Raw genomic sequence first — 13,886 nt, 5'->3', positions numbered from 1 at the left:
GCCTTCCTGACACGTGCAGTGGAGCTGACCCCCGACCCCGCCGTCCGTACCGGCAGGGCACTGGCCGCCGCCGAGGCCCACCGCGAAATCGCCTCCTTCGACAACGCCCGCCGCCTCCTGGCGACCGCCGATCTCGGGCCGCTGACTGATCTGCAGCGGGCCCGTTCGGCGCAATTGCGCACCCGGCTGGCCTTCGCGGCCGCCCGCGCCGGCGGGGACGCCGCCGCGCTGATCGCCGCCGTCTCGCAGTTCACCTCGGTGGCCGGCCAATTGGTGGCGCTCGACAGCACGTCGGCCACCGAGGCCTACCTGGAGGCACTGAGCGCGGCGATGTACGTCGGGCGCAACGGCGGCACCTTGGCCACCGATGTTGCCGTGACCGCACGCGCCGCGCTGGCTTCGCTGCCGCAGACGTCCCCGCTCGATCTGGTGACCCATGCGCTGGCGGTGCGGTTGGCGGTGGGTGCGGTCGAGGCGATGCCCGTCATGCGCCGGGCCCTGAACGCACTCAAAGAGGCTATGAGCACCGGATCGGGCTGGTTCTGGCAGGCATTTCCCCTCGTCCACGACTGCCTGATCCACGAGACGTGGGACGACGGCTGGCATGACGTCGCGGAGCATGCGGTGCAGTTGGCCACCGACAGTGGAGTGCTGGCACTGATGCCGGCGGCGCTGCTGTCGCGGGCCGGCGCCGCCGTCGAGCAGGGCGAACTGCTCACGGCCAGTGATCTTGTCACCGAGGCCAACGACCTGTCGATCGCCATCGACTACGCCCCGTTGAAGTACCACCGGATCCTTGTGGCGAGCTGGCGGGGCGATGAAGCCGAAGTGGCCCGGTTGGCGGCGGCAGCACTGGAGTCCGGCCGGGCCCGCGGTGAGGGCCGGGTGATCGGGTTGGCGCACTACGCCACCGCAGTGCTGAACAACGGGCTGGGCCGCTATCCGGACGCTGTGACCGCCGCGCGTCGCGCCTTCGACTATGACGACCTTGGCTTCTATCCCGAATTGTTGTCCGAGATGGTCGAGGCGGGCGTGCGCGGCGATGACCGGGGGCTCGCCGAGCACGCCTTCGAACTGCTGCGGGAACGGACGTGTGTGGCGGCGACACCGCGGGCGCTGGGTTCGCTGGCCCGCTCGCAGGCGCTGCTCAGCAGCGGCGCTCAGGCGCAGGCGCTGTACCTGGAGGCGATCGGGCATTTGGGGAAGACCCGGACGCGGACTCAGCTCGCCCGCGCGCACCTGGTGTATGGGGAGTGGTTGCGCCGCAACGGTCCCGCCACCGTCGCCCGCGAGCCGCTGCGCACTGCCCACCGGGAATTCATCGACATGGGTGCGGCGGCGTTCGCCGAACGGGCTCGGCGGGAACTGCAGGCCGCCGGGCAGAAGACCCGGAAGCAGCCCACCGCTGCCGGTGACGAGTTGAGCCCGCAAGAGCATCAGATCGCGGAACTGGCGGGACGGGGTCTGACCAATCAGGAGATCGCCGGCCAGTTGTTCATCAGTGCGCACACCGTGGAATGGCATCTGCGGAAAGTGTTCACCAAGTTGGGAATTCGGTCTCGGCGCGAACTGCGGCAGACGTTCACCTAGCCGGGGGCGGGTGCTTCCAGCGGTAGGCACACGATGAACCGGGTGTCACCGGGATGGGACCGCATGGAGATGTGGCCGCGGTGTCGGTCCACCACGATGCGCCACGCCAGATCCAGCCCCAGCCCAGGGCCCTCGCCGACGGGCTTGGTGGTGAAGAACGGAGTGAAGATGCGATCGGCGATGTCGTCGGCAATCCCGGGTCCGTCGTCGCAGATTTCCACGCGGATCATCGCTTCACCCTCGCGTCTGGTGCGCACGGTCAGCGTGCCGCGGCCGTTCATCGCATACAGGGCGTTGTCGATCAGATTGGTCCACACCTGGTTGAGATCGGCCGGATAACAATGTAGCTCGGGCAGCGACTGATCCAGGTCCTTGACCAGGGTGACGGGTTTTCCCTTACCGGCCATCGCGATCCTGTCGCCGAACATCAGCACGGTGCTGCGCAGCATCTCGTGCACGTCGATGCACTGGTAGGGGCCGCGGTCCATCTGGGAGTACGGTTTGGCGCCGTTGACCAGCGCGGCGATGCGGGTGCCGGCTTCGGCGATCTCCCGGGTCCTCATCTCGACGTCGATGGATTGTTTGAGCCAGCTGATGGCGCACTCCAGCGATTCCGGGGCGACGGTCGCCGCCACGCGGTCCAGCCAACTGCCGTCGAGACCGGCCTCCACCAACGTCGACGCGTAGCGCCAGCTGTTGGTGATGCCGTGGTCGTCGAGCCACGCGTCGATCGCGTCTTCGCGATCGGCGGCAGCCAGCGGTGACAGTGTCCATTCGGTGGTGACGGGGAGGTCAGCGTGCAGGGCCAGCAGATCGGGTAGCGCAGCCGGCGCGGTGACGGCGAGCACGCCGAGATTGCGGTGCGCTTCGGCCATGCTGTCACGCAGGTCGGCGACGGCCCGTACGGTGGCCGCCGCAGGATTGTTCAGTTGGTGGCTGAGCCCGGCGGTGATGGTCGCCAGGGCGTGTTGCCTCTCCTGCATACCCAGCAGCTGTCGTTGCCGCAGCCCACCGATCGCCGCGCTCTCCAACAGATGCACCGCGACCGGCCACACCGCGTTCATGAACCGCGCGAAGAATTCGGCCTCCAGTACGAACAGCCGTGAGGGTCGGGTCACCCGCACCGTGACGTCGTAAACGGAGCCGCCCCCGGGGATCGCGCCGAAGTGGGTTCCGCGGGCGGCCGTTCGATGAAGTTCGACGTCATGCCCACCGGACCGCTTCGTCGTCACCACGTCGCCGCCGTCGAGCAGCACGTAAAAGTGCTGCGCCGGTTCACCTTCCCGGCACACCGCGCCCGCGGGGGCGACGGTGAAGGCGCCCTCTTCGCAGAGTCCGTCGAGTTGATCCTCGGTCAGGAACTGAAAGACGAACACCCCTCGCAGCTCATCTCTACGGCTCAACCCGGAGCCCACGTCAAACCTCGAGAAAGAAGACATTCTCGGCGACCGGGTTGCGTGGTGTCTCGATGCTGTTGGCGGCGAAGGTGGGGTCGGCGTAGTCGATGCAGATGCCGCACAGCACGGTGAGCTCACCGGGAATGTCCAGCTGCTCGCGCACCACGTCGGGGTACAGAGCGGTCGAGACCTGGACACAACTGTCGAGGCTGCGCTCGGTCAACGCCAGCAGCAGGGTGTGCAGGAACATGCCCACCCTGATGGCGTCGGGCAGGTCGAGATCCCGGTGCATACAGACGATGCCGGCCACCGGGGCGTAGAAGAAGTCCCAGTTGCGCAGCTGGGCGTTCCAGCGTCCCGCGTCGTCGTCGCGCGCCACCCCCATGGCGCCGTACAGCAGGGCACCGAGCTGGCGGCGCAGATGGCTGTGCGACTCGGGCAGACCCAACGTCGGAGGTGGGACACTGCGCACCTGATGCACCAACGCGGCGGCAAGTCGGTCCCGACGCGCACCGGAGGCCAGGAACACCCGCCACGGTTGCACATTCGAATTCGACGGTGCCCGCATCGCCAACGTCAGCGCCTCATCCAGTAGCTCACGCGGAACCGGCTTGTCCGGCAGGAACATCCGCGAGGAGTGCCGGCGCCGGACCACGTCGTCGACATCGCTCACCGGCGGTCGAGCCAGTCCGCGAGCCGGGTGGTGCCCAGCTCGGCGCCGTCACCGGTGACCAGACTGTTCTGGGTCACCGGGACACCGAAGTAAGTGGCCTGGGGGTCGACGGCGATGGACAGCTCGGTGCCCTGATGGGTGAAAATGGTACGGGCCAGGTCGGCGAACGACATCTTCTCGGGGCCACCAAAATTCAGCACGCCGTTGCGTGGCTCCTCGGAGACCACCCGGGCGATCAACTCGGCCACCTCGGCGGCGGCGACGGGCTGGATCAACGCGTCGGGGGCATGAACCTCACCGTCGACCAGCAGCGATCCGACGATGCCCTCGGCGAACTCGTGGAACTGGGTGGCCCGCACGATGGTGTACGGGATGCCGGAGGCGGCCACCAGCTCCTCCTGCAGGTGCTTGCCGCGCAGATAACTGTCGATCTCGATCTCGTCGACGCCCACGATGGACAGCACCAGGTAGTGCTGGACGCCGACCTTCTTGGCTTCGGCGAGCAAGGTGGCGGCGGAGTTGGTGAAGAAGTCCACCGCGGGACCGGGCTCCAGACTGGGGGAGTTGAGGACATCGACAACGGCGTGGGCGCCTTGCAGTGCGCCGGGGACCCCTTCGCCGGTGACCGCATCCACACCACCCGACCGTGACGCCGCGGTGACGTCATGTCCTGCGGCGGTGAGGAATTCGACAACCTGGGCGCCGATCTGTCCGGTGGCGCCGAAAACGGTGACCTTCATCGTTCGTCCTTCGGGACGCGACGGTCTTTGCGTTGCTCGAGTTCGGCGTCGTCGACCAGGACGAACATGTCGATGCCCGGCTGGCAGAGCATGGTCACCAGGAAGCGCAGCGGTACGTCGTTGCGGTTGTTGCCGTCGGAGTAGTGGATGACGTCCCCGCCGGGCTCCCAGAACGCCTCGCCGGCCGTGATCACCCGCGGTGCTTCACCTTCCAACTCGAAGAGCATCTCGCCTTCGAGTACATAGCCGAAGCACGGGCCGCCGGGGTGACGGTGCGGCGGTGAGCCGGGATCACCGGGGCCCCATTCGATGATCGCCGTCATCGCGTCGGCGCCGTCAGCGATCACCGGTGGCTTGACCGATTGAATGACGGTCATCGCCTTCATGAGTTTTTCCATGACGTCAGACATCGCTTGTCCCTTTCTTCACATTCTTCTGTCGCTGACCGCCTTGGGGCCAGAAGTAGCTGCCCGGCTTGCGGGCCTCTTTGGCCAGGAACGACAACGTGCCCTTGCACACCGATTCCTTGATGGACGCCGCGAGGTGGCCGCCGATGTGCATCGGCAGGGCGCTGTCGTTGAAGTGCGACAGCTGGATGGTTCCGGCGTGGCGGCCCAGGCTGATGCACTGACCCACCGAGGCCGGGTTCAGGTTCTTGGGCGTGTTGCCGTCGAGGCGCGCCAGGATGGTGTCGGCGGCGTGGTTGTTTCGCACGGTGACGCCGAGCTTCTTCAAGCGTCTGGCCACCGACCGGCGGCCACCCTTGGCCAGTGAGGGGCCCAGCGCGCCGGTCACCAGGGTGACGTTGCGGCCTGCCTCAGCCCATTCGGAGGCGGCTTCGATGCCGGTCAAACCGCCGCCGACCGCCACGATCGGTGCCTGCAGCGGGACGTCGGCCAGTCGTGCCGTCAGTCGTTGCGCTGCTTCCAATTCGCCGAGGGGATAGGCAAAGTCGCGGGCGCCCGGCACTGCCGCCGGCACCGGGGCGGTGCTGCCGACCGCATAGACCAGGTAGTCGTAGTCCAGGGTGGCGCCTGTCGCCAGGCGCAGTTCCTTGGCGTCGGCGTCGATGCGTTCGGCGCTGTCGACCACCAGCTTCGCCCGGTCGGTCAGCAGTGTCGAATAGTCGGCCACTGCGTCGTTGTTGCCGGCCACCAACTGGTGCAGCCGAATTCGTTCGACGAATTGGGGTCGCGGGTTGACCACGGTGATGTCGATATCGGTGCGCCGGTTGAGACGGTTGGCGGCCAGGATGCCGGCGTATCCGCCGCCGATCACCAGAGTGTCCTTCATTGGCCCTCCCCATGTCTGTGCTGGTGTTGTCGACGATGGCATTCCCGGGCACGGTCAGGGACCACGGAAAACCCGTAGTCGTGGAGTCAGGGGTCAGCGCCGCCGCAGGGCCTACTTGGCCGGGGTCTGCCAGTCCTTGAGGAGAATGTCGTACACGGTGGCCCCGTCACCGGGGGTCAGGGTGTCGTCGGCCAGTTTTGCGCCCCAGTAGAGGGCATCGGGATCGCTGATCACGGTGCGTGGATCCTGTTGGGCGGCGAGGTTTCCGGCGGCCAGTTCGTCGAGGCGGAACTTCTGCGGGCCGGCGACTTCGGTGGTGCCGTTGACAGGGTCTCCGACGGCGGTGCGGGCGACGGCCTTGGCGACATCGGCGGAGGCGATCGGCTGGAAATATGCCGGTGGCAAGCGCACCGTGTCGCCTTCGGTGGCGGAGTCGATGATGCCATTGATGAATTCGAAGAACTGGGTGGCGTGGATGATCGAGTACGGCACCCTCGATTGTGCGATCAGTTCCTCCTGGATCTGTTTGGCGCGGAAGTAGCCACTGGCAGGGGCCAGCTCGTCGGTGCCCACCACCGACAGTGCGACGTGATGTTTCACCCCGGCTTTGCGTTCTGCGTCGAGCAGGTTGCCGGTGGCGGTCTCGAAGAACTTGATCGCGGCTTCTCGTTCGAACGACGGTGAATTCGAGACGTCCACCACCACCTCGGCGCCTTCCAAAGCCTCGGCGAGGCCTTCACCGGTGACGGTGTTCACGCCGGTGTTCGGTGAGGCGGCAACGGCGTTGTGGCCGTGTTGCTTCAGTAGCCGCACTACCTGGGAGCCCACCAGACCGGTGCCTCCGATGACGACGACCTTCATGTTGCTCTTCCTTTCTTTTCGTGTTGTCAGGTAGACCGGGTGGCCCGGTGATTCGTGACATGCGGGTATCACAAAACGGCGGCCTGTCCGGTCGTCATTGACGATCCATCACCGGCGCAGGGACTTGTCATGGCTTCAGACCGGGCGCGCAGCACCGTATGGCAGACAGCGGTGACCGTGTTGCAGGAAGCTCATCCGCCTGCGGCGCCGGAAGGCGCCCATGCGATGACGGTGGTGGTGGAGTTCCCGCCCGGTGATCCCGGCACGCCGCCCCACCGGCAATGTCATCCACTACCGGGACGGCAACAACCGCGATGACGTCAGGCTGCGGTTTCTGGTGACGATGTTCTGTATGCCGGACAAGCTGATGTTGACGTTGGTGGAGGAGGAGTTGGTGGCGCGGCGGCAGCGGCGGGTTCTGGTTTCGTAGCTATCTGATCCGGCCGCACCGAGATGGCGGCCTGGCCGTGCTGCGCCTGCTCGTCGTCGAACGCCCTGTTGCCAGCGAGAGCATGTAGTGCCGTGGATGCGAGGAACAGGACGCCGGTGCCACCAACGATGCGCCGGATTCCAGGGCCAGCATCGATTTGGGTGACTGGCGCGGCGTCCGGTGCGCTGCTTAGCTTGCACCAAGCAGCAACAAAGGGTCAGAAAGGTCGCTGTGGCGATAAGGGTGAACATCGAGGATCTGGTGTCCTCGGGTACCGCGGTGACGGGGCCAGTAGTCGCGCCCAGGCGGTGCAGGACGCGGCGAACGGCTTGGCGACACTGCCCGCCTTTGTGCCGTGGGGCGGCGAAGCAGCAGACGCCGCTAAGGAAGCGATCGGCAGGACGCGGGCGGACCTGAATGCTCATGGTTTCGAAGCTTTGGCAGTGGCCAATGCCGCCCGCAGTGCCGCCGATGAAATCGAACGCATCAAAGCGGAATTGGCGACACTGAAGTCCGATGCCGCGGCGCTCGGCATGGAGATCGATCCGGTTTCGGGTCGGGTGGTCGCCACAGCTGGGTTTGCAGGCAGTCCGATCGAACTTCTCCTCAAACAGGAGCAGCTGCAGCCGCGGGTCGACAAGTTGATTGCCGAGGCCAATGTGGTCGACATCGCGCTGGCAAATGCCATCGACATGGCCGGCGGGACGAGCCCTACCTTCGGTCCTGCTGCGTCAGGACCGAATGTGGCGCTGAGCCAGAAGTTCCTGATCCTGCCGGCGGAGGCGGTCCAGTCGGCACCGCCGGTCAGGCGCTCCCGGGTGCCGGGACTTCGTCAAGTAGTCGATCCTCGCCAACCAGCCTGCAGGATCTCCTCGGACAACCAGCTCCGACCCCTTTGCCAATCCCACTGAACCCTCGTGCGGTTGACGAATTCAAGTCTGTGGCACGTCAAGTGATGAAACGTGACGGTGTGCCTGCGGATCAAATCGAGCAGCGTCTCAACGAGATCGTTGCTCGAGCCCAGCAGCCGCTTCCCGACTACGCTCCGCGGCCCGAACCTGGCGGGATGCCGGCCCCTGGCTTCGGCGAGGGATCTGGCGACCGCTGGCGGTCCAGCGAGGAGTTCATCAAGAACCTCATCGGGCAAGGTGGACCAAGAGCGCCAGGCGTTCTCGAGTCGTGGAAGGATCTGAATGACTCGCTGTCCCAGACACTTACCAACCCATTGGGAGCAGTCAAGGACGAGATCGAGCACGCTCTGAACTCGCCGAGTGTGGCCTACTACGCCGGCGAGAAAGCCTTCGATATCGGGGCGTCTGCCGCCACCCTGCCGTTCGGCGCTGAAGGCGCCGCGGTGCGAGCCGGCCTTCCCGCCGAAATCGCCACCCCAGGTGGTGCACCCACAGCGCTGCTTCGAGGCTGGGATCCGGTTGGCAACATGCCGTGGGACGAGTTCGCTTCGCGGTTCGGGACGCCTGAAGCCCGGATCTGGCCGGACAACAACGGCTTTCCGCCCGGTTACCAACCCCAACTCGTCGAGTTGCCTGCAGGGACCATCATCGATCGGTTCGGCTCGGAGGGCGGCCGCTATCTCGCACCGGATGGCAGTCCCTTCGTGGACAGGGCTTTGACACCAGAATCGAGCGGCGCGACCTATAACCGCTACATCGTGACTGGAGAGCCAATGCCTGAAGGTTGGTAGATCGTCCAAGGACCCGTCGAACCGTGGTTCGGACAAACACCCGCGCCTGGCGCGGTCCAATATATCATTGTGGGTCCGGAGGGCGTGAAAGTGAGCGTTAGAGAGCTGGTCAACGAGGGAGTGCTGAATGAGTACGGACCGCTCCTTGGACGATAGGTCCACGGAACTCCAAGCTGAGATTGACACGCTTTCGGAGCGGTTGGGCGTGTCCTCTATCCCGGTCGGGCTTCGGACCAACGACGGACTCAACCTCTACGTTGCCGACGATGGCTCCTACCATCACGCATTCTACGAACGCGGAAGACTCGGCTTTGAACAAATCGGGGGACTCGACGATCTTCTGTACTGGTACTGCTCGGACATTGTTACTGATTTAGCTGCCAAGCAGGTTGGAGACCGCAAGCAACGCTTCCAGTTTCAGTACCAAGTACTGGGTTCGATCAACCTTGAATGGGCCAAACGTCAAGTGCGTGAGAATGCCGCAAAGTTCCGCGACCATCGGCCTAAGGACCTCGCACTGCTACCTGATATCGGTGAACCGTTGTAGCTGAACTCTTCTGAGGCAACTGACCCACTGGAGGAATGGTGACGGGTGACTCGTTGGACGATGAGTCCAAAAGTCTTCAGGCAGAGATCGGCCGGATCTCGGAACGCCTTGGCGTGCCCTCTATCCCGGTGGGGCGGCGCACCGACGACGGCCTCAACATCTACATCGACGAGGACGGTTCGTATCATTTCGCGTACTTCGACCGAGGAAAGCTCCATCTCGATCGTGTGGGAGATCTCGACGATGTCTTGTACTGGTACTGCGGGGGATTGGCCAGCCGCCAGGCGTCAAAGTACGTCGGAGATAGCAGGCAAAGCTTCATCTACCAATACGAAGTGTTGAGTAAGTTCAACATCGACTGGGCCAAACGTCAGGTACGTGAAACAGCCGCCATGTTTCGCAACGGCCAACCTGAAGACATCGGCCTGCTACTGGACATCGGTGAACCGCTGTGGGTCGGATGCCAGCCGCAGCGGACGTCCGTCGCGTGTCTATGACCACCGTTATGATCTCGGGCAACTCCGTCATCGCCGCGTAGCCACCGTCGAGCAGCACGTGATGCCCTGTGCCGAACTCGCTTATCGACATGCCGGACCCGCCGGAATGGGTTGCGATCCGGCCCCCGCCGAGAGTGTTGATCGGATAGGGACACGCAATCCGTCAGAAGCTGACCGGTGACGTGGAACTCGATCAGATCGACCAGAAAACCGCTCGCGCCTAGTTCCGGTGCTTCCGTCCGAACTTGCTGGCAGCAACATCAAGCTCTGCGATAGTCGAGACGCCGATCGTTTCGGCGAGGCGTACGGCGACTTTGGCGGCCGAGAGTGCGTCAGATCCTGCTTCGTGATGCCTCTCGAGTGTGATTCCGAGATAACTGCAGACGGCCGGCAGATTGTAGGTCGGAAGCTGGAGCAGACTCTTGGACCATTTCATCGTGCAGTGGTTCCTGGTTTGGGGCCGAGAGCGTCCGCAGGTGGCGAGCGCTTTACCCAGGACGTCCATGTCGAACGCCGAGTTGTGTGCGACGATTGGTGGCCCGGCAGTGAGACGGGGGAGGAAGTCTTGCACCCGTTCGGCGAAGCTTGGCTGATCGGCGACTTGCGCAGGGGTGATCCCATGAATCCCAACGTTGTACGCGGCAAATTCATCGAAGCCAGCGGGCGGTCGGCACAGCCATGAGCCAGCCTCGACAACTACGCCGTCGCGGACCGTTGCCCATCCGGCAGCGCAGACGCTCGCGCGCTTTGGATTGGCAGTTTCGAAGTCAATTGCTATGAAATCCATCGTATTTAGGCATCTTTCGGTGAAGTGGCGGCTTCAGTTCGCGAGGCCGACCGTCGCGTCGTGCCATGACGGAATCGGTGCGGGGCAAGGGATTCCTAGGGCGCCAGGTGCAGCCAGAATGTCAAGGGTCTGTAGGAGAACTCCGCGCTTGCCCTTGTATGCGAGTACCCACGCACCGATGCCGATCATAGGGGCGTGTGTCGCGACGACGGCGGGTCCTACGACATTGATCGTCGTACGGCGATCTGTGAAAGTGGCCCGCACAATGGTCCCGTGCTCCAAGCTTGGCGCAACGTCGCCTGGTCCAGACGCGGGCGTGGACTGTCCGGATGTGTCAAGGCGAACAACGTCATTCGCAGGCTTACCCTTTGACTCGATCGAGAACCCACCGAGCACCAAGTCCCCGTGGCTGGCGAGTGCGATATCGCCCCACATGGTGTAGATCCCAAATATGGGATTCACGAATGTCGCCCCTACGTGTACTCCGGGGGACATCTCGCTGATCTGCAGCTTCATCTCATTGACCACCCGGCGAGCCGGTGGCGTCAGCAACGTCTTGATCTCGTCCAGATCTGTGACGTCCCCATCCATAAATTTCCCCCCCAGTCAATATTTGATCGAGAGTGTAGTGGCGCCAGCGCTGTCTAGTCGTATTGTTCCCACGTGTCGGTGGCGTTGTAAGGCGCTGCGTCGCGGCAGTTGCTCGCGAGGGGAGAAGCTATACCGCATGTCGAGTCATGCGCATGATGCCGAGGTGTTAGTAACCGCATGCAAGTTTGCCAATAATTGACGTCTCAGTCAGATCTATTGGGTAGCGTGTGTAGTCCTGATTGAGAAGACAACTGGGGGATCAAGAGTGGGCGTTGCGGCCGGGTCGTACGAGACCCATGGAACCAGGGAAATCTGCGCTGGTGGGGCGGTTTGCAATGAGCGGGTGTGATTCTCGGCTAGGCATCGACGCCACAGCGTCCGGGTGTTGAGTCGGACGTGATTGCGGGTATCGAGCACCTGATTGGTCGCGACGGGCGTGTCGCCGTGATCGACGTCGAGACCACGGGCGTCTACAATACCGACCGCATCGTCGAGATCGCAGTGCTGACCATCGACTGTGATGGACGAGTCCATGACGAGTTCGAGACGCTCGTCCACCCCATGCGCGACGTCGGCCCCACCTGGATCCACGGCGTCGACGCCGGCATGCTCCGCGGAGCGCCCACCTTCGCCGATGTTGCACATCATGTGGCCTCTCGCCTGGATGGTGCGGTGATCGTCGGACACAACGTCCGGTTTGACATGCGCATGATCGGCAACGAATTACAGGTCGCCGGCATTGACATCGACTGGGGCGGTGCACTGGACACGTTGCGTGCCACCGGATGTAAGCTCGGTCAGGCCTGTGAGGAGCATGGCATCGCCTTAGATGGAGCGCACCGCGCCATCAATGATGCGCGCGCTACGGCCCGGCTCTTGTTCGCCACACGAGACCGGTACGTGCTCGATTGTGCCCCCGCTAGTGCCCGACCATTGCACGTCACGCCGCTGCGGGTGTGGGCACGGGAAGGCCATGTCGAAGTCCTGCCGCCGGCACCGTATTTGGCGGCGTTGGCTCGAGGCATGCACACCAGTGTCGATACGGCGCCCTATGTGCAGCTGCTCGACATTGCGATGGCCGATTTGAAGCTGACTTCGGATGAGCGCGTGGCGCTAGGTCAACTAGCTGGTGAACTCGGTCTCGACAAACATGCCGTGTCCCGCGCCCACCGCGAGTTCCTGAATGGACTCATCGACACTGCGATCGAAGATGGGGTTGTCACCGACGACGAGCACCACCAGTTATGCCGCGCGGCAGCACTTCTCGAAGTCGATCTCGACTCCGTGATGGCTCGGATCGATCCGTTCCGCGCTACTGTCGAACAGCTGGTCTTGGTTCCAGGGCTCACGGTGTGCTTCACCGGACAGGGCGAGCTGAACGGTTCGCTCGTCGACCGGAAGACGCAAGAGAGTCTGGCGATCAGTCATGGGCTGGTGGTGGCCAATTCGGTCACCAAGAAGGGCCCCGACCTGGTGGTGGCCGCGGACGGTGATTCGCGGTCGTCGAAGGCGCGTAGGGCTCGACAGCTGGGCATCGCAATCTGCTCGTATACCGACTTTGTGCGTGCGCTCGAGTCTGGCGGCTCCGTGGACGCTGCCAGGGCGGTGTCCGGCGGTGCAGTCGCCGTATGCGTCACCTGTGGCGATTCTTGGATGGCGCCGCGGCGCAGCGCCCGTTCGGTCTGTGTCGACTGCTCTTCCGCGGTCCTGATTCAAGAGAAATCGGAAGCGAGAACGCTTGGTGTGCAGATTGGTGAAACTCCAACGACCGTGATGCTGAGTTGCTCTGTCTGTGGGCTGGATTGGGAACGAGCGCGGGGGCCCGGGCGGCGGCCCAAGCTTTGTCCCGACTGTGCGGTGACGGAGCAAGGAGCCTGACGATGGACTATCAGACGGTGGCAATTGTCGACACGAATGCGGGCGGCATCGTGGTCTGGCACGTCGACGTGGGGGTGAACCCGTTTGGGTTGAGCCGTATGTGTGGCGCATGGGTGCTGCAACCGGATGGTGCTGGCACACTGCGGACCCTCACTCATCGACGCTATCTGATCACCTCAGGAGCAGGGTCCGACGCGTGCCGTCATCTCGATGCTGACCATCACCGAGGCGTGCTCGATCTTGATGCCATCCTCGCCTACATCGCGTGTGAGATCGACCGGCTCCAAAGTCGTTTCGATGAGGCGAACGCTGTGGCGAAGTCTGCGCTTGTCCCGCCGGTCCGGCCGCGACTTCCTCAAGCCATCGACCTCGAGCGCCCGCCGGTGGAACCCGTTGCGCCGCAGGAGACGGCCGTCGCCCTCGGGGTGGCCCGCTGGCTTGAATCGGTCGCGTTGGCCTGGGAATCGGTCGAGCAGCAACGGCTGAGCAAGAGGTACCTTTGTGTCGACGACGACTGTCAGCGTGGGTTCCCGGTTCGGATACGTGGCCTGAAACCACGCATGACGACGCCATGAAACCCAGGGCACATCAGCGAGTCAACTGAACTTGGGGCGGTCCCCAGCCCGCACGCTAGCTTCTGGTCCTCCGTGTGTAACCACATGATTGCGTCTACGCAGCTGACGGATACGCAGTGGGGAGTCCTGCTGCCTGGTCGGTCGACGTCGACCGCACTCAGGTTGCTCGGACGTTCGCGGTCGATCTGTCGGCAACGTGTCGATGCGGGAAATGTAGCCGCCCAGCGGGGACGGGTTCATGAGGCCTCCGTGACGTCGGTGAGGGCGCGGGTGATCGCCCGGCGCAGCAGGTGGGGCTTGAAGGAGTTGTTGCTCAGCGGACGGG

14 protein-coding genes and 1 pseudogene are annotated in these 13,886 nt (G+C 64.1%); 8 read left to right on the top strand and 7 right to left on the bottom strand.

Going from position 1 to position 13,886, the window contains the following annotated elements; all coding sequences use genetic code 11:
• The coding region (locus tag WBB07_RS18485) for a helix-turn-helix transcriptional regulator (protein ID WP_526309843.1) at nucleotides 1-1,590 on the top strand (1,590 nt) is incomplete at its 5' end.
• On the opposite strand, the gene WBB07_RS18480 is transcribed toward WBB07_RS18485, so the two are convergent.
• The 6 genes from WBB07_RS18480 to WBB07_RS18455 form a co-directional block, all read right to left on the bottom strand.
• A complete protein-coding gene (locus WBB07_RS18480; RefSeq protein WP_526309842.1) occupies nucleotides 1,587-3,029 on the bottom strand; it encodes an ATP-binding protein in 1,443 nt (480 codons plus the stop codon). The two genes, WBB07_RS18485 and WBB07_RS18480, sit on opposite strands and share 4 nt — an antisense overlap.
• Nucleotides 3,007-3,660 (bottom strand): nitroreductase, encoded by a 654-nt coding sequence (locus WBB07_RS18475; protein ID WP_526309841.1) that lies wholly within the window; start codon nucleotides 3,658-3,660, stop codon nucleotides 3,007-3,009. Before WBB07_RS18475 ends, WBB07_RS18480 begins: the two co-directional genes overlap by 23 nt.
• Nucleotides 3,657-4,400 carry an SDR family oxidoreductase gene (locus WBB07_RS18470; RefSeq protein ID WP_526309840.1) on the bottom strand — a complete coding sequence of 248 codons (744 nt, stop codon included), beginning with the start codon at nucleotides 4,398-4,400 and terminating at the stop codon, nucleotides 3,657-3,659. The genes WBB07_RS18475 and WBB07_RS18470 overlap by 4 nt, the downstream gene beginning before the upstream one ends.
• Nucleotides 4,397-4,810 (bottom strand): cupin domain-containing protein, encoded by a 414-nt coding sequence (locus WBB07_RS18465; RefSeq protein ID WP_526309839.1) that lies wholly within the window; start codon nucleotides 4,808-4,810, stop codon nucleotides 4,397-4,399. The genes WBB07_RS18470 and WBB07_RS18465 overlap by 4 nt, the downstream gene beginning before the upstream one ends.
• Nucleotides 4,803-5,693 carry an NAD(P)/FAD-dependent oxidoreductase gene (locus WBB07_RS18460; RefSeq protein ID WP_526309838.1) on the bottom strand — a complete coding sequence of 297 codons (891 nt, stop codon included), beginning with the start codon at nucleotides 5,691-5,693 and terminating at the stop codon, nucleotides 4,803-4,805. The genes WBB07_RS18465 and WBB07_RS18460 overlap by 8 nt, the downstream gene beginning before the upstream one ends.
• A gap of 111 nt (nucleotides 5,694-5,804) precedes the next feature.
• The gene (locus WBB07_RS18455; protein WP_526309837.1) at nucleotides 5,805-6,554 is read right to left on the bottom strand and encodes an SDR family oxidoreductase; all 750 of its coding nucleotides are present in this window, start codon (nucleotides 6,552-6,554) and stop codon (nucleotides 5,805-5,807) included.
• A 129-nt stretch (nucleotides 6,555-6,683) separates the two neighbouring features.
• On the opposite strand from WBB07_RS18455, the pseudogene WBB07_RS18450 reads away from it, so the two are divergent.
• From WBB07_RS18450 to WBB07_RS18430, 5 genes and pseudogenes are all read left to right on the top strand, one after another.
• Nucleotides 6,684-6,984 (top strand): annotated as a pseudogene (locus tag WBB07_RS18450) (cupin domain-containing protein).
• A 329-nt stretch (nucleotides 6,985-7,313) separates the two neighbouring features.
• On the top strand, nucleotides 7,314-7,895 hold the full coding sequence (locus tag WBB07_RS18445; RefSeq protein ID WP_526309836.1) for an Rv0964c family protein: 582 nt from the start codon (nucleotides 7,314-7,316) through the stop codon (nucleotides 7,893-7,895).
• A 59-nt stretch (nucleotides 7,896-7,954) separates the two neighbouring features.
• Nucleotides 7,955-8,686, top strand: coding sequence for a glycohydrolase toxin TNT-related protein (locus tag WBB07_RS18440; protein ID WP_526309835.1), 732 nt, complete (start codon nucleotides 7,955-7,957; stop codon nucleotides 8,684-8,686).
• Nucleotides 8,687-8,813: 127 nt separating this feature from the next.
• The gene (locus WBB07_RS18435; protein ID WP_526309834.1) at nucleotides 8,814-9,233 is read left to right on the top strand and encodes an Imm63 family immunity protein; all 420 of its coding nucleotides are present in this window, start codon (nucleotides 8,814-8,816) and stop codon (nucleotides 9,231-9,233) included.
• A gap of 53 nt (nucleotides 9,234-9,286) precedes the next feature.
• A complete protein-coding gene (locus WBB07_RS18430) occupies nucleotides 9,287-9,730 on the top strand; it encodes an Imm63 family immunity protein (RefSeq protein ID WP_526309833.1) in 444 nt (147 codons plus the stop codon).
• Between the two features lie 220 nt (nucleotides 9,731-9,950).
• Here WBB07_RS18430 and WBB07_RS18425 read toward each other — a convergent pair whose 3' ends face one another.
• On the bottom strand, nucleotides 9,951-10,517 hold the full coding sequence (locus WBB07_RS18425) for an exonuclease domain-containing protein (protein ID WP_526309832.1): 567 nt from the start codon (nucleotides 10,515-10,517) through the stop codon (nucleotides 9,951-9,953).
• Between the two features lie 987 nt (nucleotides 10,518-11,504).
• Between WBB07_RS18425 and WBB07_RS18420 the strand changes: the two genes are divergently transcribed.
• Both WBB07_RS18420 and WBB07_RS18415 read left to right on the top strand, forming a co-directional pair.
• On the top strand, nucleotides 11,505-12,986 hold the full coding sequence (locus tag WBB07_RS18420; RefSeq protein WP_526309831.1) for an exonuclease domain-containing protein: 1,482 nt from the start codon (nucleotides 11,505-11,507) through the stop codon (nucleotides 12,984-12,986).
• Nucleotides 12,987-12,988: 2 nt separating this feature from the next.
• On the top strand, nucleotides 12,989-13,561 hold the full coding sequence (locus tag WBB07_RS18415; RefSeq protein ID WP_526309830.1) for a hypothetical protein: 573 nt from the start codon (nucleotides 12,989-12,991) through the stop codon (nucleotides 13,559-13,561).
• Nucleotides 13,562-13,886: the final 325 nt, after the last annotated feature.

The organism is Mycobacterium sp. (assembly GCF_049647605.1).
In the GTDB taxonomy this organism is placed as follows: Bacteria; Actinomycetota; Actinomycetes; order Mycobacteriales; family Mycobacteriaceae; genus Mycobacterium.
The sequence above is the reverse complement of the archived record's forward strand: the minus strand, read 5'-3'. Positions and strand labels throughout refer to the sequence as shown.